Origin of the sequence: Streptomyces sp. NBC_00045, assembly GCF_045041095.1 — a bacterium.
In the GTDB taxonomy this organism is placed as follows: domain Bacteria; phylum Actinomycetota; class Actinomycetes; order Streptomycetales; family Streptomycetaceae; genus Streptomyces.
The window spans coordinates 3,216,962-3,242,281 of record NZ_CP108271.1; the positions used below are offsets into that span (position 1 = coordinate 3,216,962).

A 25,320-nucleotide genomic window follows, 5' to 3' on the forward strand; every position below is an offset into this window, starting at 1 on the left:
GACCCCGTCTGAGCGGCCTTCCCTTCATTGCGTCGTCTTGGCGGCCTTCTGCTTGACGACCAACACGGCCGGCAGACCACCGTTGTCCCTGCACCCCAGCTCCCGGCTCATCGCGAGAGCAGCGGAGTGCGCGATGGCAAGGTTGGCTTCCCGCAGGGACGGCTCGTCCCCTTTGGACCCGGACGAGAGACTGACACCCACCTTGACCGGCACCGCGGTGTCGGGTCCGGCGAGGCGAGTGCCAGCGCAATCGAAGAACAGGTGAGCCTGGTCGGAGAGGACGAGGGCGTTTCGGCCCAGTTCGTACTCCCAGTAGAAACCCTTTCCCTGCTCGCTCCCCTCTCCCGTCCGCTGCGATTCGTGCTGGATCTCGAACGACACCGACAGACGTCGCCTGTTCGTCGTGTCGAACGGCACCGCCTCGCAGACCGTGCCGCCCTTGGAGGCGCCGATCGCGGCATAGCCGCCGGACAGGTGCTCTGCCACCGCCACCACGCTCTCAACGGCACCCTTGCGCGGCGGATCGAATTCGGAGGCTCCGGTGAGCAGCTCGACCCCGCGTGCGGCGCCCGTGTTCAGGAGGCCGTCACGGCACACCTCGGCTGCGGAGAGGCGGACCGGTTGACCGTCCTGTTCGTCCCCGCCGCATCCGACCACGAGAACGGCTGCCACCGTCGTCCCCAGCGCTACACCGCCACGCCGCGCCCGTTGCCGCCCCGAACTTGCGCGCCGCCGCTTCACTCGCCGGGCTTCTTCGTCTGGGACTCGTTGCCGGTGTGCCGCTCAAGGCCCCAGCCCGTGTTGTAGCCGGTCATCGACGACTGCCTCAGGACCTCGTCCAGCGGGTCGTCGTCGCTGACCGGGTGCCGCTCCAGGAAGTGGTCCACGGGCCCTCGGGACTGACGTTCGCCTTCTTGGTACACGCTCGCCTTGTCGTCGTGGGCCTTGCCTTCGATCTTGTCCTTCTTGCGCTCCGACTCCGCGTCCGACCAATCGCTGACGAGCCCGCTCGCGGCCTGCTCCAGCACCCCGCTTCCGGTGTCGACGGCGAGCGGCACGATCACGGCGGCTGCACCCGCCGCCAGGGCGGTGGCCGGCAGGAACGCGACACCGGCCGCGATTCCCGCGGTGGTGCCGAACTCGATCCAGCCCGAGCGCTTCTCCAGGGCTCGGTCGTAGTCCTTGAGCCACTTCTCCGCGTCGGCATCGATCTGTTTGCCGCGGGACTCGTCCAGGATCCCCTGGAACTCCCCGCCCGCTCGCGCCGCCTCCATCAGGCCGCTCTGGTTGAGCTTTCCGTCCGCGCCCACCTGGCTCTCCAGCACGGAGGCCTGAAAGATCGACTCCGCGCGCGACATCGTGAGCCAGGAATCGGGATGCTGGCCCAGGCTGCTGAGGAATTTACGGGCCTGCTCCTGATCGAACAGCGCATGGCCGTCGGCAGCCCGCACGAAGACGCTCTTGGAGTTGTTGCCGTTCAGAGCCCCGTTCAGGTCATCGATGTAACCGGCCCCCATGCGCCCGAGACTGTCCGCCATCGACTCCTGGTTCTTCAGCAGCGCCGCATCGCCACCGTATTTGGAGACGACCTCCTGCATGATGCGCGAAGAGACGTCGTCGCGTTCCAGCCTGGGCGCCGGGTCGTCCCAGGCGTGGCCCAGGGTCGCCGCTTCCAGGGCGTGGCCCAGGGCGTCCGGCATGTACTGCTGGACCTTCTTCAGGTCGTCCGGGTTCGTGCCCTCCATGTCGATGGTGAAGTCGTACTTCGCGTTGCCGAAGAAGTCGAGGTAGCCCTTGATCGGCTTCTTGTCCGCGCCCTTGCCCAGATCGGCCGCCCCGGACTTCTCCGTGCCGTCCTGGTTGTACGCGTGCGGCGACCGTTCGGGGTCGAAGAACTGCTGGGCCGCCTCCGGGCTGTGGCCCAGGGCCTCCAGGAAGCTGACCACCGGGTCGTAGCCGGCGCCGTTGGTCCCCGAGGGGTTGAAGAGGTTCTTGCCGTAGCCGTTCAGCTGCCGCGTCCCGTTGAAGAAGTCCGGGTCCTTGGCGTGGATCTGCGTGGCGTGCTCGGCGATGGGGACCAGGAACTTCGGGTCGTAGTTCCCGTACCGCATGATGCCGCCGAGCAGCTGGTACCCGTACGGCGGGTTCTGGTCGTACCTGGCGAGCGGGATGTGCTGCGTGCCCAGCTTGCGCAGGTCCTGCGCGAAGCTGTCGGGCAGGTGCGGCTCGTTCTTCGAGTTCGTGGCCGTGGCCAGGTTGAGGCCCAGGTTCTTCTGGAGCTCCTGGACGTCCTTGAGGCGCTGTTCGTCGAGCTTCGAGTAGTCGTAGGTGTCGGTGGCCATGTACCCGAAGAACTGGAGCGCGCCCTTGGGTCCGAGGGCCGTGTAGAAGTCCTTGGAGAATTCGGGGACCTTGGCGTTGTCCGCCAGCAGCTCGTTGAGCTCGACGAGTTCGGCGTGCGTCAGGTCACGCCCCTTCTTGGCCAGGTCTGCGGCACGGCCGGCCTGCTCCGCGACGAGGCTCGCGTACGTGGGCCCGCTGAAGTCGTGGCCGTCGGTGACGTTCGCGGCCAGCGTGCGGGCCAGCGACTGGTCGACGTCGTCGCAGTTGTCGACGATGTCGTCGATCTTCTTCTGCCACAGCCCGCGGTTCTCCCGGATGGACTGCTGGTAGTCCGGATCGTGGCGGGCCGCGTTGCGGTCGGCCTCGGTGGCGAGCGGGGTGGCGGTGACCTTGCCTTCGGCACCGACCTGGAAGCCGGCCGCCGGCGCCTCCTCGGTCGCGATCTTCTGCAGTTGCTCCTTGGAGGCCTTGAAGACGGCGAGTCCCTCGGTCAGGGCCGTGTGGACGCCCTTGGCCTCCTTCGCCGCGTCCTCGAACTCCTTGGCCGTCTTGTCGACGAACCCTCGCGCCACACCGGCGGTGACGCCGCTCCACCGGGCCTTGTCGGACTTCGCCTTCATCCCGTTGCGGGCCGACTCGGCGAGTTCGTCGAGCTTGTCGGCCATCGCCTTCCAGTCGGTGACGGCCGTCTGGAGCTTGTCGACGGGGGCGTTGAGCACGTTCTCGTACGTCAGCATCGTGGGCGCCTACTTCAAGTACGTGTCGATGGCGGAGGCCGTGAAGTCGGCGTGGAGCTGCTGCTCCTCCTTGGCGTGGGAGGAGAGCGAGTAGTTGAGACCGTTGGAGATGGTCGCGCAGGCGGCCACCAGCGTCTTCACCTGGCTCTCCCACGTGGCGCTGACCTTGGCCAGCGCAGCACCCCCGGCGAAGCCCTCCTTGGTGAGCGCACCGGCCGCCTCGGCCGAAGCCGTCGCGGCGTGCTTGCCGTCGGTCAGGAGGCGGGTGTGCAACTTGTAGGCCTCGGAGCCGATGGCGCCGATGTGGTCCTGGTTGATCTCAAGATCGCCGCTCCCGCCGCTCCCGCCGCCACCGCCCCCGCCCGGGTCGGCGGGTACGTGATCGAGTCGCATCGAGACGTTGGCCGCGGCGGTGGCTCGCGCGGTGGACCATTCCTCGTCGAACGACATCGCGTGCTTTTCTCCTTGTGTCACATCAGCGTCTAACACGTTGAACTGCGGCTGTGGTTACGGCCCCGGCGACGAGGAGGCAGGCTCCCATCCCGAGGACGGCCCAGGGAAGGAGCCGGCCGCCGATTGTCTTGTTCTGCGCGTGAGCGGCGTACGCCGGGGCGAGCGCGGCGGACGCGCCCGCCACCTCGGCCGCCGCGAGGTCGGGGAGTGGGTAGACGTCCGCGGGACCGGGGTCTCCGGGGGCGTTGCGGCCTCCGGACGCGTCGGGGCCGGGGGCATCGGGGCCTCCGGGTGCGTCGGGGGCGAGGAGGGCGGTGCGGGGGCGTACGACGCCGTAGCCGACGTGGTCGTCGCGCTCACCGCCGTCGGGCTTGCCGGCGGTGTTCAGCAGCACCCGCAGGACCTGGTTGCCGGTCCAGTCGGGGTGGGCGGACCAGATCAGGGCGGCCGACGCGGAGGCGAGGGCGGTGGCGTCGCTGGTGCCGTGGTGACTGCAGAAGCTCGCGCCGGAGTCAGCCTCGTCGGCGCAGCCGGTGACGATGTCGACACCGGGGGCTGCCAGGTCGACCTGCGGGCCGTGCTGGGACTCCTCGGTCGCTGCATCGTCCGCGCCGACGGCCGAGACGCCGACCACTCCGGGCGAGCCGGAGGGGTACATGACCTCGTTGGGTCCCTCCCCGTCGTTGCCGACCGAGGAGAAGATCAACTTGCCCTTGTCCAGGGCGTATCTGACGGCGGCGTCGAGCTCCCCGCTCTCGCCCGGCCCGCCGAAGGAGATGTTCAGGACCTTGGCGTCCGAGTCCGCCGCGAAGCGGATCGCCTCGGCTATCGACTGGTGGAGGCGGAGGTTCCCGCCGCCCTCGGAGACGCGCAACGGAAGGATCTTGGCCCCGGGAGCCAGCCCGAACGCCCCGTCGCCGGACGGGCGCTTGCCCGTACCGGCGATCAGGGCGGCGATACCGGTGCCGTGATCGCCGTAGTCGGTGCGCTCGTCGCCGTCGTAGCCGTGGGAGAAGTCCTTGCCCCGGACCACCTGGCCGTCGAGCTCGGGGATCCGGCCGACGCCGGTGTCTATGACGGCGACGGTGACGCCTCGACCGGTGCTGATCTGCCAGATGTCGTCGGCGTGCATGGCACCGAGATGCCACTGCTCCGGCCGAGCCGACCGGGCCTGGGCGGCCGGAGCCGCGCCGACCCCGGCCAGCAGCAGGCCCACCAGGGCCGAGGTCGTCCGGCGCATCCGCATCGGGTGACGTTAGGCGTTCCTGCGCCGAACGACAACAGCGACGACGGCCCCGCCGTCCGCGTGGGCCGGGATCGCGGCGACCCCGGCCAGGAGGAGACCCACCGGGGCCGAGGTCGCCTTACGCGTGCGCACGCGTGTCGTCAGCGGTTCCTGCGACGGACGAGCACCGCGGTCACGGCTCCACCGATCAGCACGCAGGCACCAAGCCCGAGGGCGAGCCAGGGAAGGCCGCCGCCCTCGCTCTTCTTCGCCTCGGCATTGGGCGCGCTGGACTCGGGCTTTTTGCTGTTGGTCGACGGAGCGGGCGAGTTCTTCGCGTCTGCCGCTGCCAGGTCGGGGAGCGGGAAGACATCCGCCGGACCGGGGTCGCCGGGGGTCGGCACTGCGATCCGGGGGCGCACCACGCCATAGCCGACGTAGTCGTTCCGCGGACCGTCATCGGGCTTGCCGGCCGTGTTCAGCAGAACTCGGAGGACCTGGTTGTTGGTCCAGTCGGGGTGCGCGGACCAGAGCAGGGCCGCCGAGGCGGAGGCGAGGGCGGTGGCGTCACTGGTGCCGTGGCTGTTGCAGAGCCCTGTGCCACCATCACATCCTGTCAGGATATTTATGCCCGGCGCAGACATATCAACATATGCATGGTGCTGCGACTCATTAGTCGCAGCACCATCAGCATCAACAGCGCCGACACCCACCACACCCGGCGTCGCAGCCGGATAGTAGATGTCACCGTTCCCGTCATTGCCAACGGCGGCGAAGATGAGCTTCCCCTTACCAAGGGCATACTTGACCGAATTGGTGAGATTCTCGCTCTTGTTAGAGCCTGCCATCGAAATGTTGAGGATTTTTGCATCCGAGTCAGCCGCAAAGCGGATCGCTTCACTCATAGCCCGAAACGGCGTGCCGCCATCGCCGCCAATATCGATCCTGAGAGGCAAAATCTTTGCGCCCGGAGCCAGCCCAAAGGCGCTGTCCACACCCCGGGGCCCCTTCCCATTCCCTGCGATGATCGCAGCCATGGTCGTGCCGTGGTGACCGTAGTCCGTACGTTCATCGCCTTCATAGCTGGGCGCCGCGAAGTTCTTGCCTGGGAGGACTTGGCCATCAAGTTCGGGAATCCGGCCAACACCTGTGTCGATCACCGCGACGGTGACCCCTTTTCCAGTGCTGATCTTCCAGATGTCGTCGGCCTTCATGGCGTCGAGATGCCACTGCTTGGACCGAACCGTCTCCGCGTGGGCCGGGGTCGCGGCGACCCCGGCCAGCAGGAGGCCGACCAGGGCCGCGGTCGCCTTACGCCTGTGCATCCCGTGCAATGTCCGTTCTGCTCAGTCGATCACCGGCGGAACAACGCGATCGTTGCTCTGCCAGGTCTCTTCGTCTTCTGCCAGGTAGTCAGGGCGCTCCCCACCCTGCTGGTCACGCCGGTTGCCGGGAGCGTGGACACCCGCACCTGCATGCCCCATGGTCCCGCGGGCCGAACCGGCTCCGGAACCATTGCGCACGAGGCCCGAGCCACCCTGTGTGAACGGCTGGCTTCCCGTGGTAGGACGACCGATCGGGGCGGATTGACGGCCACCGACGACACCGCCGGGCTCCATGGCCAGCCGGCGCCCCATGCCGGAACCGCCGCCCTGGCCAGCGTGCGGGCCGCCCCCGCCGCCGGGGTGCATTCCGCTACCCATGCCCCGGCCGAGTGCCTGCTGGCCGCCTTCCTGGCCGATGACCGTGCCACGCGGGATACCAGCGGTCGGTCCATTGGTGGTCACCGGGCGACCACCCATGATCCCGGTGTCGCGCGGGAGAAGGCCTCCGGGGCCACCAGCCTTACTGAGGGGAGGAGTCGCGACCTGGAACTTGCCGCCGGGTCCGCCACCGGACGGGATCGGCGTACCAATGGGCGGGAGAGTGATGGGCGCAACGGGGCCGAGCCCGGGGCCGCCACTCGGTCCCGGGCCGGGGGTCGGAACGTTGGGCAGACCCGTGACCGGAGGAAGCGTCTTATCGGGAAGCGTCGCAACGTGGTCGAGGTCCACGTCTACATTCCGGTCTGGCAGGCTGGGAACCAGTGCGGGACCGGTCGTCGGGAGCGGCGCGCCGTCCGGGTGGCGAGTCGTTACCTGGCCGAGCTCGTTCGAGGAACCGCCGGGCGGTGTCGATGGCACATACGAACTCCCACCAGAACCTGAGCTTCCTCCAGAACCCCCAGAAGAACGCTCTACATAGACGTCGCTGCCCTTTGCGCCGTCCGGCTCAAACGCCCCCGGCGGCGGCGGGAACGTCGGGATTTCTGCCTTGCCCATCTGGGTCGTCGACTGGTCGTACGAGCCCGCAAGCTTCGTCAGGGCGTCGACGGCTTTCTGATGGTCGCCGTTCAGCTTGACGCTGGCGATCTGGCCGACCTTGACCGAGTCCGGGTCGTTGTGGAAGTCCTTGGCGGCCTTCAGATCGGCGGCCGCACCCGTGTCGTAGGCCGGCATGTTCTTCTTGACCTCGACCATGGTCTGCGCGGCCTCGGTCATCCACTTGCCGCCGGCCTCGCTGTAGTCGCCCAGGCGCAGCGTCGCGCTGCCCGTCTGGCCGATCCAGGTCTCGAAGGCCGTGGCGGCTTCGCCCTCCCAGCCCTTCACCCGATGCTTCTTGAGGCTCTCGCCGATCTCCTTGATCGTCTTGGCCGCCTCCGTCAGCTGGGTACCGCGGGTCTTCACCGTTTCCGCGTCGAGGGAAGCGATCATGGCGAGCAGCTGCTGGTGCGTATAGCCCTCAAAGTCCGTTGCCATCAGATCTTGCCCTTCCCCGTCTTGCCCTCGCCCGTCGGAGTCGGCTGAGCGGCCTCCTCCTTCTCCTTTTCCTTCACCAGCGGGTCGCGATCAGGAACGTAGTCCTTCTTGGCCTGCGCGACGATGGCGCGCATCCGCGCCTCGGTCTCCGCGTCGACGCCGCCGTAGCCCTTGCCCGCCGTCAGGATCGCGATGCCCAGGGCCTCGATCTGCCCCGCCAGGCCCTTCGACAGGTTCTGCAGCTGGGTGTGCACCGTCGAGTACGTCTTGTGGAGGGCGTCCGCCTCCGCGAAGCCGTGGCCCAACACCCCGTCGGGCAGGGTGGTGTGGGCCAGCTTCTTGTCGGCCGCCTGGGATCCGTCGAGCTTGTCCAGGAGCTCGTCGACCCGGTTCTTGAAATCCTTCATCGACTCGAACTCGACCTCAAGCGCCTTCGCCTGCGCCAGGATCGCGTCCGCCACACCCGCACCGATACCGCCCAGCCCCAACAGGCCAGGCGCCGACTCCTCTGCCACGATGGCCTCCCCGACTCCCCGTCATCCCCGTGGTTACAGCGTTTCCGCTGCTTCACGGCCCCGTTCGCACCCGTTCGCACGCGCACGTACTACGTCTTACCGATCACTCTAGCGACCGGTTCCGACAGTCCCAAGCTCGGGGTTGCACGTGCAATGCGGGTCACACGGTCAAGAGTTGGGCGTCGCGACCGCTGCCGAGGGGCGGATCGGGAGCCTGTTCACCGGGCGGCCCGTCGCCGAGCGCACTGCCGAGGCTACCGCTGCCGGGGCCGTCACCACAGGGATCGCGCTGGCCGCCTTCGCGCCGAACGGGGCCACCACGTCCCGCTCTTCGACCAGTTTGACGATGCGGACCACCGGGGCGTCCAGCGCCGTCGGCAGGGCGTAGCCCGTCAGGTCCGGGTGGCGGACCAGGCCCGACACCGAGCGGAGGTTCTCCGTCAGGGCCGCGCCCACTCCCTGCGTGACGCCCGCTTCGATACGGGCTTCCAGCTGGCGGGGGTTGAGGATGCGGCCCACGTCCTGGGCCACCGCCAGTTCGACCACGCGCACCGAGCCCAGCTCGATGTCCACGTCCACCACCGCGCGGATCGCGCAGAAGGCGAGGCCGACGAACGCGTCGCCCTGGCCGTCGCCGTCCAGGGGCTCCGTCGGGTGGGGGCGGCACTGGGCCGTCGCCCAGAGTTCCTTGCCCGCCATGGCTTCGGCGACCGTCGTCGAGAACGCGCCGTCGTACGACGTGATCCGGCCGTCCTGGATCTGGAGGAGTTCCGTCGACATGCCGAGCTTGTGGGCCATCGGCTGGAGGAGTTGGGTGCGGACCATCTTCGCGGCGCGTTCGACGGCGCCTCCGGACACCCACGTGTGGCGGCCGTGCGCCGCCGGGCCCGCCGGCGGTTGGTCGGTGTCGACCGGGGCCATGACCACCTCGTCCACGCCGAGCGTCTCCTGGACGATCTGGCGGGCGAGCGTGGAGAAGCCCTGGCCGGTGTCGACGGCCGCGCAGATGATCGTCGCCGCCCCGTTGACGACCTTGACCGTCGCCGTCGAGACCTCGTCCGTGCCCTCCGCGCCGAGCATGTGGACCATGCCGACGCCGTACCCGACCCCGCGCCGTACCGCGCCGGGTTCGCCCGCGCCCTCCAGGCCGCCCGGCAGCAGCCATTCTTCCTCCGGGGCGTCCTTCGGGAGGGAGGGGAGCTCGAAGTCGCGTACGGCGCGCAGCAGTTCCGCCACGGGGGCCGGGCAGGTGACGGTCTGGCCGGTGGGCAGGAGGTCGCCGGTCGCCAGCACGTTGCGCAGGCGCAGTTCCGCGCCGTCGATGCCGAGGGCGGCCGCGAGCTTGTCCATCTGGCCTTCGTACGCGGCGCAGACCTGCATCGCGCCCTCGCCCCGTACGTGGCCCGACGGCGGGTTGTTCGTACGGACAGCCCAGCCCTCGACGAAGGCGTGCGGGACGACGTACGGGCCGCAGGCGAAGGCCACCGCCGCGGCCAGGGATTCGGAGGACGAGTCGGCGTACGCGCCCGCGTCCATCAGGATCTGGGCCTCGACCTTGACGAGCCTGCCGTCCGCGTCCGCGTGGTGGCGGTAGCGCAGCAGCGTCGGGTGGCGGTGGGTGTGGCCGAGGAAGGACTCCTCGCGGGTGGCGGCCAGCTTGACCGGGTGGCCGGTCCGCAGGGCGAGCAGGCCGAGCGGCAGCTGGAAGGCGGCGTCCTCGCGGTCGGCCGTGGCGCCGGGGACACCCGTGACGACGACCCGTACCCGGTCGGGTTCGAGGCCGAAGCACGCCGCCGCCAGGTCGCGGTCCAGGTGCGGGTCGGTGGAGGCGGTGTAGATCTCCACTCCGCCGTCGGGCCGGGGCACTGCCAGCCCGGCCTCGGCGCCGATGGGCGCGGGGTCCTGGCGGCCGATCCGGTACAGGCCCTCGACGACGACCTCGCCGGTGGCCTCCGGGTCGCCGTAGCGGAGCGGGATGTGCCGGATCAGGTTGCCGTCGGGGTGCAGGGCGGGGGCGCCGAAGGACTGCTCGGGGTCCGTGACGGCGTCGAGGAGCTCGTACTCGACGGCGATCGCCGCGGCGGCGAGGCGGGCGGTGTCCGGGTGGTCGGCGGCGACGGCGGCGATGGGCTCGCCGTGGTGGCGGACGACGTCGTGGGCGAAGACCGGCCGGTCGGCGATGCGGCGGCCGTGCGTGGTCGCGCCGGGGACGTCGGCGTGGGTGACGACGGCGCGTACGCCGGCCATGGCGGCGGCTGCGGAGGTGTCGACGGAGAGGATGCGGGCGTGGGCGTGTGGGGAGCGCAGGACGGCCGCCCAGAGGAGGCCCTCGGCCCACAGGTCGGCGGCGTACGGGAAGGTGCCCTCGCTCTTGGCGCGGGTGTCGGCGGAGGGCACGGAGGCGCCGATTCCGCGCGGGGCCTGTTGCTCGGCCGCCTCGGGCGCGACGGCGGCCGAGACACCCGTGGAGACCGATACCGTCGCCGTCGCCGTGGCCGCGTCGTGCCCGCTCACGCCATGCCTCCGTTGTGGTGGATCCCGCCCTCGCCGGGCGGTGCCTGGTGCGGAATACGCGCCTCCGAGCCGTTCCCTGGCCCGTGCCCTGGCCCGTGCCCGGGGCCCTGCCCGTGCCCGGGGCCCTGCCCGTGCCCGGGGCCCTGCCCGTGCCCGGGTTCGTGCCCGTGCCCCGGTTCGTGTCCGTTGCCGGGTCCGGCCGCAGGCGCGTCGGCCGTGGCCGTCGCCTCGCGCTCGGCGACGACCTCGCGGACGGCCTCGATGACGCCCTTGTAGCCGGAGCAGCGGCAGAGGTTCCCGCACAGGGCCTGCCGGGTCTCCAGCTCGCTGGGGGCGTGGTTGCCCTCCAGCAGGTCGTGGATGGTCATGGCCATGCCGGGCACGCAGAACCCGCACTGCACCGCACCCGACCTGCACAACGCCTGCTGCACGTCCGAGAGTTCCCCGCCGCTGGCGAGCCCCTCCACGGTCCGTACCTCGCTGCCCGCCGCCGTCGCGGCCGGAACCAGGCAGGAGGCGACGAGCCGGCCGTCGACCTTCACGGCGCACGCCCCGCATTCGCCCTGCGAGCAGCCGTCCTTGGCGCCGGCGAGGCCGAGGCGCTCGCGCAGCACGTAGAGCAGGGACTCGCCGATCCACGCACCGGTGACGGGCCGGTCGGCGCCGTTGACGCGCAGGACGTAGGAAGCCAGCGGGTGCTCGTGATGGGCGACGGCCCCGGCAGCCGGTTCTTCTTCGTACGTCGGCACCTCGGCCGGGAAACCTTCGGCCGTTCCCGCATCCGGTGTTGTCACGGCGATGTCGGCGGTGTCCGCACCCGGCGTTCCCGCGGCCCCGGCTCCGCCCGGACCCGAACCCCGGCCCCCGACCGCCCCGGCCTCCGGAACCACCCCGGCGGCTTCGGCCGACCCGGCGGCTCCGGCGGCTCCGGTGAAGCCGCGCCCGTCGGTGTCGGCGGGCTCCGCCGTGAACCCGTGCTCACCGGTCGGCCCGGGCTCCGCCCCGGCAGGGCCGTGGCCGGGGCCATGGCCGGATGCCGTGAAACCGTGCCCGTTCGTGTCGTGCCCGTTCGTGTCGTGCCCGTTGGTGTCGTGCCCGATCACCTCGTGCCCGATCACCTCGTGCCCGGTCACCCCGTGCCCGATCGTGTCCCCGGGCTCCGCGAAGCCGGTGGCGCCGGGAGCACCCGCGAGGGCGTACTCCGCGGCCGCGACGGCGCTCGCTTCGCGCTCCGGCTCCACGACCGCGACCGCGTCGGCCGTCGTCTCGGCAGCCGCGCCGACCGGAACCGTCCCCGGCAGCTCGGTGGCCTCCGCGCCGGGGTGCGGACGCTCGGCCGTCACCGGCGTCGCCGCCGGGCCGTGGGCGGCCTCGATGTCGTGCGGGGCCGGATGCGCCGGCTCCTCCTCCGCCTCCGGGAGGGTGCCCACGCCCGGTCCGCCCAGGACGCGCGGGCCGCGTCCGGGGCCGCCGACGCCGGGGCCGCCGAGCCGGCGCAGGCTCGCGCCCGAGGTGCCGGCGTCGCCCGCGTCGGGCCGCGCCTCGGGCAGCACGCCCGAGCTCATCACGGCATCCGGACGCGCGGCTTCGAAGTCGGGGTGGGTCGCCCAGGGGGCGGCGGCGCCGCCCGGCAGCGTCGCCGGGGCCTGGCTCCAGTCCGCGGCCGGCGCGCTGTGCCGGAACTCGCCGGTCTGCTCCTGCAGTTCCGGAAGGGTCCACTGGCCGGTGGTCACGGGCTCGGCGTCCTGCACCGCGTCCGGGAAGCGCCACTCGGCGGTCGCACCGGGATCGTGCTCACCCTCGACCGATGCCTGGGCCTGGCCCTGAGCCTGGCCCGCCACCCGGCCCGAGTCGTGTCCCGCCACCTGCACCGGAGCCTGCCCCGGATCCGCGAACGCCGCCGCCACCGACGCCGGGATCGGGATCGACGCCGGGATCGGCCCGCCGACCGGCGCGGGCGCGGCCACGGCCGCGCCTGACTCAGCCATGGCGGCCGTGGCTCCCCCGCCGTCCTGGGGCGTCGTTCCCGCGTCCGGCCACTGCACCGGAATCGTCCACGTGCCCGTCGCCGTCGGATCGGCGCTGCCGGAGCCCAGCGGCACGATCATCGGCGGCGGCACGTAGCCGTGCCCGGGCGCCGCGAGCGGCTCCCCGGTGCCGAGCGCGTCCAGCATGTCCTGCGGCAGCTTCACGAAGGCCGTCGCGTCGGAGTCGTACTCGCCGCCCTGCGGCACCGGCTCCCAGCCCCAGCCGGCTTCGGTGTGCGCCGGCCCCGCGGGACCCGCGTCCCCCGTCGTTCCGCTCACGTTCTCGTTCCCACTCATGAGGTCAGCGCCCTCCCCAGGGCCCTCCGTGCCAGCACGGCGACCGTCCGCCGCAGATGCAGTACCCCGGGAGCCACCGGTTCGCCCTGGTCGGGGACGCAGGCGGCCGCGACGTACTCGCCGAACGCCTCCAGTGCCTCGGGGGCGAGCGTCCGCCCCCCGTCCCAGTCGATGAGCGAGGCCACCCATTGCTCGGCCTCCAGCGGCCGCAGCGGCATCGGGGCGACCGCGCCGATCGCACAGCGGACACCCCGGCGCGCGGGATCCAGTACGAGCCCCACGGACGCCACGGCGCGCCCCGGCCCCGTACGCCCCGTGGCCTTCAGGAAGACCTGCGGCGCGTGCAGCAGCGGCACCCGTACGAATCCGATCAGCTCGCCGGGCCGCAGCATCTCGCGGCCGGCCAGCAGGTACGAGACCGGGATCTCCCGTCGTGACCCGCCGGGGCCGTGGACGACGAGGATCGCCTCCAGCGCGGCCAGTACGGGCAGCGCGTCGCCCGTCGGCGCGGCGGTGGCGATGTTGCCGCCGAGGGTGCCGGCGTTGCGGATCTGCGGGGGTCCGGCGGCGCGTGCGGCCGCGGCCAGTGCGGGGATCAGAGCGGCGAAATCCGGCCGCCCCATCCGCGCGTGGGTGAGCCCGGCGCCGAGCAGGGCGTGCCCGTCCTGGTACTGCCAGCCGCGGATCTCGTTGATCCGGCCCAGGCCCACCAGCGCGGCGGGCCGCAGCTGCCCGGCGTTGACGGAGGCCATGAGGTCGGTGCCGCCGGCGACGGGCACGGCGGCGGGCATGGCGGCGAGAGCCGCCACGGCCTCGTCGAGCGAGGCCGGCAGCGTCACGGACTGCGCCGCCTGCGGCCCCTGAGATGAATGCAGTGCATGCGGTGCGTGCGTGGTCAACCCAGCTGCCCCTTCCCGATGTCCCGGTCCCGGCGCTCACGCCTGTCCGCCGTACGGTACGTCCTCACCGCCGGGACGTGGCAACTCTGGCACATCTTCCCCACCGCCCGGCGCGAGGGTCCCGCGGGCGCCCCCTGGAGCTTCCGGCCGTCCGGTTTCACCCGTATCAACCGAAACAGCCGGATCCAAGAGTTTCGCCCAATAAGCCGAAATCGAGCAAGAGTTCCCGGCACCCCCCAAGAACGAAGGACGTCCCGGAACGGTCCGGGGTTCCGAAGAAGTCCGAAGGATTCCGATCGGGGACGAACAGTCCGAAAGGAGTCGCGCCGCCATCGGGCCGGAGCGTGCGGACGGGTTCCGGCCACACCGGCCACGCCGGCCGCGCGGTCACACCCCGACCACACCCCGGTCGCACCCCGTTCACCACCCGCTCACCACGCCGGTCCGCCCCACCCCCCTCACACGTTCGGGGGCTCGCCCTCGATCGGACGGCCGAGCACCCCGGGCCGCCGCTGCCACGGCAACGGCCCGCCCGGCGGCCGGTAGTCGACACCCAGTACGTCAAGCCGCCGGTAGTGCCCGCCCATCCGGGCCTCGAAGCCCGCGTAGTCCCGTTCGTCCGGGTCGGGCAGCGGCGACCACACCACCTCCGCGAAGGCCGCCAGCCGCGGGAACACCTGGTAGTCGACCCGGCTCTGGTTCTCCATCACCTCGGTCCACACGTTGGCCTGCGCGCCCAGTACGCGGGCCGCCGCCTCCGCGGACAGCTTCGGCGGCACCGGCTCGAAGCGGTACACGTCCTCCAGCGAGCGCACGTACCCGATCGGCACCGGCTCCTCCGGGCCGCCCGCCTGACGGTGGTCCAGGTACACCCGCTGCTCCGGGCACATCACGACGTCGTGCCCGGCCTCGGCGGCGGCGATCCCGCCCGCGTACCCGCGCCAAGAGGACACCGCAGCGCCCGGCGCGAGCCCGCCCTCCAGGATCTCGTCCCACCCGATCAGCCGTCGCCCGCGCTCGGCGAGCCAGCCGTCGAAGTGCCGGATGAACCAGGACTGGAGCCCGTCCTCCCCGTCCACCCCCAGCTCCCGGATCCGCTCCTGTGCGGCCGCCGAGGCGCGCCACTGCTCCTTGGGGCACTCGTCGCCGCCCACGTGCACGAAGGGCGAGACGTCCGCGGGGAACAGCTCCAGCAGCTCCTCGAAGACCCCCTCGTAGAAGCGCAGTACGGCCTCGGTCGGCGCGAGCACGTTCTCGTTGATGCCCCAGTCGTCCCACACCTCCAGCGCGGCGGTGTCCACGACGTCGGTGTTGCCCAGTTCCGGGTACGCGGCGATCGCGGCCTGCGAATGCCCCGGCACGTCGATCTCCGGGACCACCCGGACGTGCCGCTCGGCGGCGTACGCGACGATCTCGCGGATGTCGTCCTGCGTGTAGAAGCCGCCGTGCGGGGTCTCGTTCCACAGCGGCGACGCCCGGTGCCCCCACCGGCTGCGCGGCCGCCACGCGCCGACACCGGTGAGCCGCGGGTGGCGTTTGATCTCGACCCGCCAGCCCTGGTCGTCCGTCAGGTGCAGGTGCAGCACGTTGAGCTTGTGCGCGGCCAGCAGGTCGATGTACCGCAGCACCCCGTCCTTCGGCATGAAGTGCCGGGCCACGTCGAGCATCATGCCGCGCCAGCCGAAGCGGGGGCCGTCCTGGACGCCTCCGATCGGCAGCCGCCAGCCGCGGCCCGGCGCGGTCGGGGCGTGGCGGTAGGCCTCGGGGCCGAGCAGCTGGCGCAGCGTCTGCGCGGCGTAGAAGAGGCCCGCCGGGTCAGCGCCTTCGAGCAGCAGCCCCCGCTGTGCGACGTGCAGCTCGTACGACTCCGCACCGACGCTGCGGGCCAGCTCGGGGCGGAGCACCAGCCGGATCACCGCGCGCCCGCCGTACGCCTCGCCCGGGGCCGGCGCGGGCAGCTCCCAGCCGGTCGCGCCGCCGAGCTCACGGCGCAGCCAGCGGGCGGTGCCCTCGGTGCCGGGGCCGACGTCGAGCAGCGGATCGTCCAGCAGGCACTCGCCTGCGTCGCGGGCGAATCGCGCGTACCGCGGTTCCGGAATCAACTCGGGCATGGCCTCGACCCCTCCACCGTCCAGCCGTTGCAGCATGCGCAACGCACGTTTCACGTGGCGCGCGCCCGGCGCCCGTGCGGCCGACCCTAGCCCTCGCCCCTCGCACGGCAAAGGCCCCCGGACGCGCACCAGCGCATCCGAGGGCCTTTCGGGGTCCTTCGGGGTCCTCGGTCCTGCCGGGAACGGGCCGGACGGACGGGCAGGACCGGACGGAACGGCAGGACCGGACTACTCGTCCTTGCCGCCCTTGTCCTTGTCCCCGCCGGGACCCATGGACTCGTAGATCTCCTTGCACATGGGGCAGACCGGGTACTTCTTCGGGTCCCGGCCCGGTACCCACACCTTGCCGCAGAGCGCGACGACGGGGGTGCCGCCGAGCGCGCTCTCCATGATCTTGTCCTTCTGGACGTAGTGGGCGAAGCGCTCGTGGTCGCCGTCGCCGTGGGACACCTGCGGCGTCGGCTCTACGAGGGTCCCCGTACCAGTCCCGCGCTCGGGCTCAAGAGTGCTCATAAAAGCCAGGGTACCGACCCGTGCGCGGGTCAGTTGAGCGACGGGTCGTCCGGATACGTGGCGACCATCGCGAGCTCGTTGCGCTGGCGGCGCAGCACCGCCCGCCACAGTCGTTCGGGATCGGGGAACGATACGTCCCCCGGCTCCGACTCCACGACGTACCAGGCGCCGTCGCCGAGCTCGATCTCCAGCTGGCCCGGACCCCAGCCCGAGTACCCGGCGAAGATCCGCAGCGAGCCGAGAGCCGCGGCCAGCAGCTCCGGCGGGGTCTCCAGGTCGACCAGTCCGATCGCCCCGTACACGCGGCGCCATCCGAGTGGCCCCTCCTCGCCCGGAATGACCGCCACGCCGAGCGCCGAGTCCAGCCCCACCGGGCCGCCCTGGAAGACGACCCCGGGATCGCCGGCCAGGGTCGCCCAGGGCAGCAGGACGTCGCCGACGCCGACGGGGGTGGGCCGGTTCAGGACCACGCCGAGGGAGCCCTGCTCGTCGTGGTCGAGCAGGAGCACCACCGCGCGGTCGAAGTTCGGATCCGCGAGGGCGGGGGTGGCCACGAGCAGCCGCCCTGTGAGGGAGGACACCTCGGTCATGCCGACATGATCCCCCACATTCGCCCTTCAGGGGGAGCGGGCGGGGCCAACGGATCGCACGCAGCTCAGGGCGCACCGCAGCAGGAAGGAGCGCGCGGCACCTCCGCGGGCGGAATGCAACACTCCGCCATGAAGTGGGCACTGTGGGTGTTGTGGCTAATTCATGACAGTCCTACGGCCGCGTCAGCCTTACGAACAAGGGGGTCGTGCCCCTTACCCTTTTCCCTGGCCCCCTGCCCACCCTCCTCTGGCCTCGCCGGGGGAGCCCCTCTCCGGAACGCGAGATTCATGACCGGCACAGACAGAGACGACGTACTGCTTGTCCATGGCGGTACCCCGCTTGAGGGCGAGATCCGTGTCCGCGGTGCGAAGAACCTCGTGCCCAAGGCCATGGTCGCCGCTCTGCTCGGCAGCGGACCCAGTCGGCTCCGCAACGTTCCCGACATCCGCGACGTCCGGGTCGTGCGCGGGCTGCTCCAGCTGCACGGGGTGACCGTCCGCCCCGGCGAGGAGCCGGGCGAGCTCGTGCTCGACCCGACCCACGTCGAGAGCGCGAACGTCGCCGACATCGACGCGCACGCGGGTTCGTCGCGCATCCCGATCCTGTTCTGCGGGCCGCTGCTGCACCGCCTCGGCCACGCCTTCATCCCGGGTCTCGGCGGCTGCGACATCGGCGGCCGGCCGATCGACTTCCACTTCGACGTGCTCCGCCAGTTCGGCGCGACCATCGAGAAGCGCGAGGGCGGCCAGTACCTGGAGGCCCCGCAGCGCCTCCGCGGCTGCAAGATCCGCCTGCCCTACCCCTCGGTCGGCTCGACCGAACAGGTGCTGCTGACGGCCGTTCTGGCCGAGGGCGTCACCGAGCTCAGCAACGCCGCGGTGGAGCCGGAGATCGAGGACCTCATCTGCGTACTGCAGAAGATGGGCGCCATCATCTCCATGGACACCGACCGGACCATCCGGATCACCGGTGTCGACCGCCTCGGCGGCTACAACCACAAGGCGCTCCCGGACCGCCTGGAGGCCGCCTCCTGGGCTTCCGCGGCGCTGGCGACCGGCGGCAACATCTACGTCCGCGGGGCGCAGCAGCGCTCGATGATGACCTTCCTGAACACGTACCGGAAGGTCGGCGGCGCCTTCGAGATCGACGACGAGGGCATCCGCTTCTGGCACCCGGGCGGTCCGCTCAACGCGATCGCGCTCGAAACGGACGTGCACCCCGGCTTCCAGACGGACTGGCAGCAGCCGCTGGTGGTGGCCCTGACGCAGGCCGCGGGCCTCTCGATCGTCCACGAGACGGTCTACGAGTCCCGCCTGGGATTCACCTCGGCCCTCAACCAGATGGGTGCACACATCCAGCTGTACCGGGAGTGCCTGGGCGGCAGCGCCTGCCGGTTCGGGCAGCGCAACTTCCTGCACTCGGCGGTCGTCTCCGGCCCGACCAAGCTGCAGGGCGCCGACCTGGTCATCCCCGACCTGCGCGGTGGATTCTCGTACCTGATCGCGGCGCTGGCGGCCGAGGGCACCTCGCGGGTCCACGGCATCGACCTCATCAACCGCGGCTACGAGAACTTCATGGAGAAGCTCGTGGAGCTGGGAGCGAAGGTCGAACTCCCGGGCGGCGACCTCGTCTGAGGCACCGGTGAGGCGGGCGCACCCGAGGGAGCGCCCGCCGAACCCCGCGCGGTCCGCGGTGCGGTCCGCTCCCGCGCAGTCCCGTGCAGTACCCGTCAAGGCCCTGCAAGGGGCCCTGGACAGGCCGAAGGGCGGCCACCCACCCGGGTGGCCGCCCTTCGGCGTTCGCTGCGTACTGCTGCCGTCCCGAGGGCCAGTGCGGCCCTCGGCACAAGGGCGGACTACTTGCCCTTGGCGGCTTCCTTGAGCTTGGAGCCCGCGGAGACCTTCACGCTGAAGCCGGCCGGGATCTGGATGGGGTCGCCGGTCTGCGGGTTGCGCGCGGTGCGAGCGGCACGGTGGGTGCGCTCGAAGGTCAGGAAGCCGGGGATGGTGACCTTCTCGTCGCCCTTGGCGACAATCTCGCCGACGGTCTCGGCGAGCGCGGCCAGAACGGCGTCGGCGTCCTTGCGGGTCACCTCGGCGCGCTCGGACAGAGCGGCCACCAGCTCACTGCGGTTCATGTTGTACTCCCGTGTTCAACTTGCCTTAGAGGCGTGAGATCGAAGCCGATGCTGCCAGGGCCCTCGGACAGTCCCCGGACCCGGGTCTGAACGTCAGACCCTCTCGCCCGGTTACGCATCCTGCCCCCACCAGCGGCGGGAAAGCCAATCCGGCACCCGCCAGGGTCACACGAAAAGCGCCACAGTCACGCCGCGGTGACGCTCCGTCCGCACTTGGTGGATGCGGACCGCGGACCTCGCGGGCATCCCCGCAACCCTAGAGGCGGCCCGCCGGGCCCGCATCTCGCGACGCGCCGGGACGGGCGAGCCGTGAGGGCCGTCACAGCGGCCGCCGGGCCCCGTGCCCGACCGGGTGCGGGGCCCGGCGCCGGCCCCGTGCGGGACACCGCGCCGGACCCCGCGACGGACGGGCTCCGTGGACGACTGCGCGTCAGATCGCCGACGCGGCCTTGCGGACGGCGCCGGCGACCGCACCGGCCACCTTGTCGTTGAAGACCGACGGGATGATGTAGTTGGCGTTGAGCTCGTCCTCGCCGACGACGTCCGCCAGCGCACTCGCGGCGGCCAGCATCATGTCCGTGTTCACCGTGCGGGACTGGGCGTCCAGCAGGCCGCGGAAGACACCCGGGAAGACCAGCACGTTGTTGATCTGGTTCGGGAAGTCGGAGCGGCCGGTGGCCACCACGGCGGCGGTCTGACGGGCGACGGCCGGGTCCACCTCGGGGTCCGGGTTCGCGAGCGCGAACACGATCGCGCCTTCCGCCATGGCCGCGACGTCCTCACCGGACAGGACGTTGGGGGCCGAGACGCCGACGAACACGTCGGCGCCGACCACGGCCTCCTTCAGAGTGCCCGTGTAGCCCTCGGGGTTGGTGTTGTCGGCGATCCAGCGCAGCGGCGAATCGACGGCGGCGTCGACCAGGTCGGGGCGGCCCGCGTGCACGACACCGTGGATGTCGGCGCTGACGACGTTCTTGACGCCGGCCGCGAGGAGCAGCTTCAAGATGGCCGTGCCGGCCGCGCCGGCGCCCGACATGACGACCTTCACGTCGCCAACTGCCTTGCCCACCACGCGAAGTGCGTTGGTGAGGGCGGCGAGGACGACGATGGCGGTGCCGTGCTGGTCGTCGTGGAAGACGGGGATGTCGAGGGCCTCGCGCAGCCGGGCCTCGATCTCGAAGCAGCGCGGCGCGGAGATGTCCTCAAGGTTGATGCCGGCGAAGCCCGGGGCGATCGCACGGACGATCTCGACGATTTTGTCGGTGTCCTGGGTGTCCAGGCAGATCGGCCACGCGTCGATGCCCGCGAAGCGCTTGAAGAGGGCCGCCTTGCCCTCCATGACGGGCAGCGCGGCCATCGGGCCGATGTTGCCGAGGCCCAGTACGGCGGAGCCGTCCGTCACGACTGCGACGGAGTTGCGCTTGATGGTGAGGCGGCGCGCGTCCTCGGGGTTCTCGGCGATGGCCATGCACACGCGGGCGACGCCCGGGGTGTAGATCATCGAGAGGTCGTCGCGGTTGCGGATGGGGTGCTTGGACGCCATCTCGATCTTGCCGCCGAGGTGCATCAGGAAGGTTCGGTCGGAGACCTTGCCGAGGCTGACGCCCTCGATCCCCCGGAGCTTGCCGACGATCTCGTCGGCGTGCGCGGTGGAGGTCGCGGCTATGGTGACGTCGATGCGGAGCTTCTCGTGGCCGGAGGCGGTCACGTCGAGGCCGGTGACCGACCCACCGGAAGACTCCACGGCGGTGGTGAGCTGGGAGACCGCGGTTCCGCTCGCGGGCACTTCCAAGCGGACCGTCATCGAGTACGAGACGCTGGGCGCCGTTGCCATGGCCGTGTTCCTCTTCTGTCCCTGGTTTTTTGTACACACAGGGCCCGGCTGCACGGCAGGTGCGGCAGGACCTGTTGTCCGATCGTCCCACCTACCAGCCGGTACAAGGTAACCAGCTACAAATTTCGGAAAGACACTTCCACCATACGAGATAGATCAGGTGTGGGGAAGCGTGGCCCCCTACGAAAAAGGTCCGCGCCCCTCGGTATCCGAGGAGCGCGGACCTGTACGAACGACTGAGACACCGACCCGCCATGCTCGCCTCGCGGCAAGTGGTCGCTCTAAGCGACGAAGGTTGGGCCCGGGGGCTTGGATCGAGCCGGTGTCGTACCCAGGCTAACAAAGGATCGCCGGAAGCGATCCCCCTCCGGGGAGTTGACCTGCTCTCACCACGCGTGTGGCCGCGGGCCATCCGGTCGTACGGAGCCCTGGGCGGGCCGGGACCCCCGTGGTGAACCGCCCCCGCGGCCCCGCACCGTCCGGCGCTACGGCCTCAACAGGGCGGGCACGCCGTCCGCGTCGGGCTCGTCACGGACGCCACCGACCACCGTCAGCTGCTGCGTCGCGCGGGTCAGGGCCACGTACAGCACCCGCAGGCCCGCCGGGGACTCTTCCGCGATCTCCGCCGGCGAGACGACCACCGTGGCGTCGTACTCCAGGCCCTTGGCCTCCAGGCTGCCGAGCGCCACCGCCCGCTCCCCCAGGTCCGCGAGCCAGCCCGCGGCCTCCTGGCGCCGGTCCATGGCCACGACCACGCCGACCGTGCCGTCGACCTGCTCCAGCAGCCGCCGGGTCTCCTCCCGGACCGTCGCGCCCAGCTCGCCGTCGGCGGCCGTGAAACGGGGCTCCAGGCCGGTGGAACGGACCGCCGTCGGCGGTTCCATGCCCGGCATCGCGAGCCGCAGCACCCGGGCCGCGACCTCCGCGACCTCCGCCGGGTTGCGGTAGTTCACCGTCAGGGTGAACCGCCGGCGCGGCCGGGACCCCAGGGCCTCGTCACGGGCCTCGGCCGCCTCGTCCGGGTCCGTCCACGAAGACTGGGCCGGGTCGCCGACCACCGTCCACGTGCCGTGCCGGCCGCGGCGGCCCACCATCCGCCACTGCATCGGCGTCAGGTCCTGCGCCTCGTCCACGATCACGTGCGCGTACTCGGTGCGCTCCGCCGCGATCCGCTCGGCGCGCTCCCACTGGGTCTCCTCGCGGGTCGGCATCAGCTCCTCCAACCCGCTGAACTGGTCGAGCGGGTCGAGCTGCCGCTTGCGCTTGGGCCGTGCCGGCGCGCCGAGCAGCAGCTGGAGCTCGTCCAGCAGCGCCACGTCGTGCACCGACAGCGGACCCTTGCCGTCCGGGCCCACCCGGCGCAGCGAGCGGGCCAGCTGGCGGGTCTCGCGCGGGTTGAGGACCCGCCGCGACCAGCGGCCGAGCCTGCGCTCGTCGGCCATCGCGGCGAGCACCCCGCGCGGGGTCAGCTCGGGCCACCAGGCGTTCAGGAAGTCGATGAACGCGTCCTCGGTGGAGATGTCCTCGTCGAACGCGGAGCGCAGCTCGGCGGCGAGTTCCGGGTCGCTGTGCCGGCCGGCCCCGCCGGACCTCGCGTACAGGGCGTCGAGCAGCAGTTTGCGGGCGCGCGGGCGCAGCAGGTTCACCGGCGCGGTGCCGCTGAGCACGTTCTGCCGGATCCGGTTCAGCTCGTCGGCCTCCAGCTCCTGGCGGCGGCCGAAGGCCACGACCCGCAGCCGCTCGGGCGCGTCACCGAGTTCCAGTGCGCCCCGTACGGCCTTGTGGAGCACCTTGCGCATGCGCGAGGAGCCCTTGACGCGGGCCACGGCCGGTTCGTCGTACGTCGTCGCCTCGGCGCCGTCGACCAGCGAGCCGAGCGCCCGGATGGCGACCTGGCCCTCCTCGCCGAGCGAGGGCAGCACGCCCTCGGTGTACGCGACGAGCAGCGGGGTCGGCGAGACGATCAGGATGCCGCCGGAGTAGCGGCGCCGGTCCTGGTAGAGCAGGTAGGCGGCGCGGTGCAGGGCGACGGCGGTCTTGCCGGTGCCGGGGCCGCCCGCGACCTCGGCGACCGAGGCGGCGGGGGCCCGGATCACCATGTCCTGCTCGGCCTGGATGGAGGAGACGATGTCCCGCATCGAGTGCGTACGGGCCCGCCCGAGCGCGGCCATCAGGGCGCCGTCGCCGATGGCGGGCAGCTCCCGGCCGTCGAGGGAGGCGGTGATCTCGGGGCGCATCAGGTCGTCCTCGACGCCGAGCACCTTGCGGCCCTTGGAGCGGATGACGCGGCGCCGTACGACCCGGCCGGGGTCCTTGGGCGTGGACCGGTAGAACGGCGCGGCCGCCGGCGCCCGCCAGTCGATGACCAGCGGCGCGTAGTCGGCGTCGAGCACGCCGATGCGCCCGATGTGGAGCGTCTCGGCGATGTCGGCGGTGAGGTCCTCGCGGATCGCCTCGTCGGCCGGCTCGACGGAGGTGTACGCGCCGTCGGGGCCGCGCTCCCCGTCCTTGCCGAGGACCAGGTCGATCCGGCCGAAGAGGAAGTCCTCGAACTCGTTGTTCAGCCGGTTCAGGTGGATGCCCGCCCGGAAGACCTGTGCGTCGCGTTCGGCGAGCGCGCCGGGCGTGCCGACCTGGCCTCGCTTGGCCGCGTCGTTCATCAGGAACTCGGCCTCGTCGATCTTCTCTTCGAGGCGGCGGTACACCTGGTCCAGATGCGTCTGCTCGACCGCGATCTCCCGATCGCGGACGGAATCCGCCGTGTTGTCGACAGCGGCATTCTGCGCGGCCACCAAGGCCCCCTTCTGACGTGCATGGGCGACCGTCAACCGTACGCGAATCCGCACCGTGTCCGCACGCCCGTTCCGGTGACCGGGCGAAGATCACTACCCGGGGCGGGCCGCGAGGAGCCTGCGGCGGTGCCGGGCGACCCGCTCACGGTTGCCGCACAGCTCGCTGGAGCACCAGCGGCGCCGGTGGCCGCGCGAAGTGTCCAGGTAGATGCGGGTGCAGCCGTCCCCTTCGCAGGACCGCAGCAGGGCCCGCTCACCGGGATCGGTGAGCAGTTCCACGGCGTCCCGGGCGACGACGGCCAGCAGCGCACCGCACTCCACACCGCCGCACAACTCCCGTACGAGGTGACCCTCTTGGTCCTGTACGGCACACAGTCCCGGAGGTGGACCGGCGGCCAGCGCGTTGACCCGGGCCAGCGCGCCCCCGTCCGGACCGGTCCCGACGAGCTCGGCCCGTACGAGGCTGCCCACGTCGCGGCGCAGCGCCCGGAAGGCCTCCACCCAGTCGGGGCCCACCCGGGCGATCGGCGTCCGGTCGGGCACGAGCCCGGCTCCGGCGAGCCACAGCCGCAGCTCGTCGCCGTCCCGGATCTCCTCGGCGCCCGCGGGGGCGGCGAAGGTGGCCACCAGGTCCAGGCAGACCCGCCCGGAGTCGAACCACATGCCCGTCACCGCCTCTTTGCCTAGGGGCGTGCCTTTCAGAGTGCCGCGCGGCGCCTCGATGCGGAACCCCCCGTACGGGGGCTGCGGTCGGGCTAGAGGGGCGGGGCGTCGTGGAGGAGGCGTTGGAAGAGGCGGTGGTCGCGCCAGGCGCCGTCGATGTGCAGGTAGCCGGGGGCGAGCCCGTACTGCTCGAACCCGGCCTTCGCCAGGACGCGCTGCGAGGCCAGGTTGTCGACCAGGGTCCCGGCCTCGACGCGGTGCAGCCCGAGCTCGTCGCGGGCGATCCGGCAGACTTCCGTCAGGGCGGCGGTGGCCAGCCCCCTGCCGGTCCAGGCCTGGTCGACCCAGTAGCCGACGCCGCCGCTGCGGAACGGGCCGAGGGCGATGCTGCCGAGGTTGATCATCCCGATGGGCGTGCCCGTACCGGCCTCGACGAGCACGTAGGGGGCGAGGCGCCCCCCGTCGCGCTCGGTGAGCAGCGCCGCGATGCGGGCGGCCTGCCCCTCCTTGGTGAAGAACACCTCGGACCGCCACGGCTCGAAGGGCGCCATGTACGCCCGGTTCCGCGTCAGCGTGTCGGCCAGCCCGGCGGCGTCCCCGACCTCGACGCCCCGCATCTCCACCCCGTCAATGATCACCAGAGCACGCTAACCAACCCCGCCGGCCACATCCAGCCCCCGCGCGTCCCACCCCGCCCGCCACGTCCAGCGCGCGCACACCCAGCCCCGCCGGCGTTCGAGGCGCAGGGTCCGGGACGGACGGAGCCCCGGCAACGGCGCCGCACCCGACCGACCGACCCGCCCGCACCGGACCCGGCCCGGCACGGCACGGCAGGCACGGCAGGCACGGACGCCGATGGGGCGGGCCCCGC

General features: G+C 71.7%; 19 protein-coding genes. 1 reads left to right on the forward strand and 18 read right to left on the reverse strand.

The window, feature by feature from the left end; genetic code table 11:
- Positions 1–24 precede the first annotated feature (24 nt).
- The 13 genes from OHA65_RS15110 to OHA65_RS15170 all read right to left on the reverse strand — a co-directional run bounded on the left by OHA65_RS15110 (position 25) and on the right by OHA65_RS15170 (position 17,022).
- Positions 25–672 (reverse strand): hypothetical protein, encoded by a 648-nt coding sequence (locus tag OHA65_RS15110; protein ID WP_327283642.1) that lies wholly within the window; start codon positions 670–672, stop codon positions 25–27.
- A gap of 65 nt (positions 673–737) precedes the next feature.
- Positions 738–3,080, reverse strand: coding sequence for a hypothetical protein (locus OHA65_RS15115; RefSeq protein ID WP_405761995.1), 2,343 nt, complete (start codon positions 3,078–3,080; stop codon positions 738–740).
- 9 nt (positions 3,081–3,089) lie between these two features.
- Positions 3,090–3,530 carry a hypothetical protein gene (locus OHA65_RS15120; RefSeq protein WP_405761996.1) on the reverse strand — a complete coding sequence of 147 codons (441 nt, stop codon included), beginning with the start codon at positions 3,528–3,530 and terminating at the stop codon, positions 3,090–3,092.
- A 25-nt stretch (positions 3,531–3,555) separates the two neighbouring features.
- Complete coding sequence (gene mycP, locus OHA65_RS15125; RefSeq protein ID WP_405761997.1) at positions 3,556–4,779, reverse strand: type VII secretion-associated serine protease mycosin; 1,224 nt, start codon at positions 4,777–4,779, stop codon at positions 3,556–3,558.
- 140 nt (positions 4,780–4,919) lie between these two features.
- Entirely contained in the window at positions 4,920–6,083 is a 1,164-nt protein-coding gene (gene mycP / locus OHA65_RS15130) for a type VII secretion-associated serine protease mycosin (protein ID WP_405761999.1), read from the reverse strand.
- A gap of 21 nt (positions 6,084–6,104) precedes the next feature.
- The gene (locus OHA65_RS15135) at positions 6,105–7,556 is read right to left on the reverse strand and encodes a WXG100 family type VII secretion target (protein WP_371643678.1); all 1,452 of its coding nucleotides are present in this window, start codon (positions 7,554–7,556) and stop codon (positions 6,105–6,107) included.
- Positions 7,556–8,071, reverse strand: coding sequence for a DUF2563 family protein (locus tag OHA65_RS15140; protein WP_405762001.1), 516 nt, complete (start codon positions 8,069–8,071; stop codon positions 7,556–7,558). Before OHA65_RS15140 ends, OHA65_RS15135 begins: the two co-directional genes overlap by 1 nt.
- A 168-nt stretch (positions 8,072–8,239) precedes the next feature.
- Entirely contained in the window at positions 8,240–10,585 is a 2,346-nt protein-coding gene (locus tag OHA65_RS15145; protein ID WP_405762002.1) for a xanthine dehydrogenase family protein molybdopterin-binding subunit, read from the reverse strand.
- Positions 10,582–12,891, reverse strand: a complete 2,310-nt coding sequence (locus OHA65_RS15150) for a (2Fe-2S)-binding protein (protein ID WP_405762004.1) — start codon at positions 12,889–12,891, stop codon at positions 10,582–10,584. The genes OHA65_RS15145 and OHA65_RS15150 overlap by 4 nt, the downstream gene beginning before the upstream one ends.
- A gap of 14 nt (positions 12,892–12,905) precedes the next feature.
- Entirely contained in the window at positions 12,906–13,808 is a 903-nt protein-coding gene (locus OHA65_RS15155) for an FAD binding domain-containing protein (protein ID WP_329313640.1), read from the reverse strand.
- A 458-nt stretch (positions 13,809–14,266) separates the two neighbouring features.
- Entirely contained in the window at positions 14,267–15,919 is a 1,653-nt protein-coding gene (locus OHA65_RS15160) for a beta-N-acetylhexosaminidase (protein ID WP_328762913.1), read from the reverse strand.
- Between the two features lie 228 nt (positions 15,920–16,147).
- Complete coding sequence (locus OHA65_RS15165; protein WP_405762006.1) at positions 16,148–16,432, reverse strand: DUF3039 domain-containing protein; 285 nt, start codon at positions 16,430–16,432, stop codon at positions 16,148–16,150.
- 29 nt (positions 16,433–16,461) lie between these two features.
- The gene (locus OHA65_RS15170) at positions 16,462–17,022 is read right to left on the reverse strand and encodes a YqgE/AlgH family protein (RefSeq protein ID WP_327283652.1); all 561 of its coding nucleotides are present in this window, start codon (positions 17,020–17,022) and stop codon (positions 16,462–16,464) included.
- Between the two features lie 288 nt (positions 17,023–17,310).
- On the opposite strand from OHA65_RS15170, the gene murA reads away from it, so the two are divergent.
- Positions 17,311–18,657 carry a UDP-N-acetylglucosamine 1-carboxyvinyltransferase gene (gene murA / locus OHA65_RS15175; RefSeq protein ID WP_327283653.1) on the forward strand — a complete coding sequence of 449 codons (1,347 nt, stop codon included), beginning with the start codon at positions 17,311–17,313 and terminating at the stop codon, positions 18,655–18,657.
- Between the two features lie 221 nt (positions 18,658–18,878).
- Here murA and OHA65_RS15180 read toward each other — a convergent pair whose 3' ends face one another.
- The 5 genes from OHA65_RS15180 to OHA65_RS15200 form a co-directional block, all read right to left on the reverse strand.
- Complete coding sequence (locus tag OHA65_RS15180) at positions 18,879–19,160, reverse strand: HU family DNA-binding protein (protein WP_030161324.1); 282 nt, start codon at positions 19,158–19,160, stop codon at positions 18,879–18,881.
- A 430-nt stretch (positions 19,161–19,590) separates the two neighbouring features.
- Positions 19,591–20,994, reverse strand: a complete 1,404-nt coding sequence (locus tag OHA65_RS15185) for an NAD-dependent malic enzyme (RefSeq protein WP_327283654.1) — start codon at positions 20,992–20,994, stop codon at positions 19,591–19,593.
- Between the two features lie 485 nt (positions 20,995–21,479).
- Positions 21,480–23,786 (reverse strand): UvrD-helicase domain-containing protein, encoded by a 2,307-nt coding sequence (locus OHA65_RS15190; RefSeq protein ID WP_371643687.1) that lies wholly within the window; start codon positions 23,784–23,786, stop codon positions 21,480–21,482.
- Positions 23,787–23,879: 93 nt separating this feature from the next.
- Positions 23,880–24,449 carry a CGNR zinc finger domain-containing protein gene (locus tag OHA65_RS15195; protein WP_327283656.1) on the reverse strand — a complete coding sequence of 190 codons (570 nt, stop codon included), beginning with the start codon at positions 24,447–24,449 and terminating at the stop codon, positions 23,880–23,882.
- A gap of 92 nt (positions 24,450–24,541) precedes the next feature.
- Positions 24,542–25,066 (reverse strand): GNAT family protein, encoded by a 525-nt coding sequence (locus OHA65_RS15200; RefSeq protein ID WP_328765195.1) that lies wholly within the window; start codon positions 25,064–25,066, stop codon positions 24,542–24,544.
- Positions 25,067–25,320: the final 254 nt, after the last annotated feature.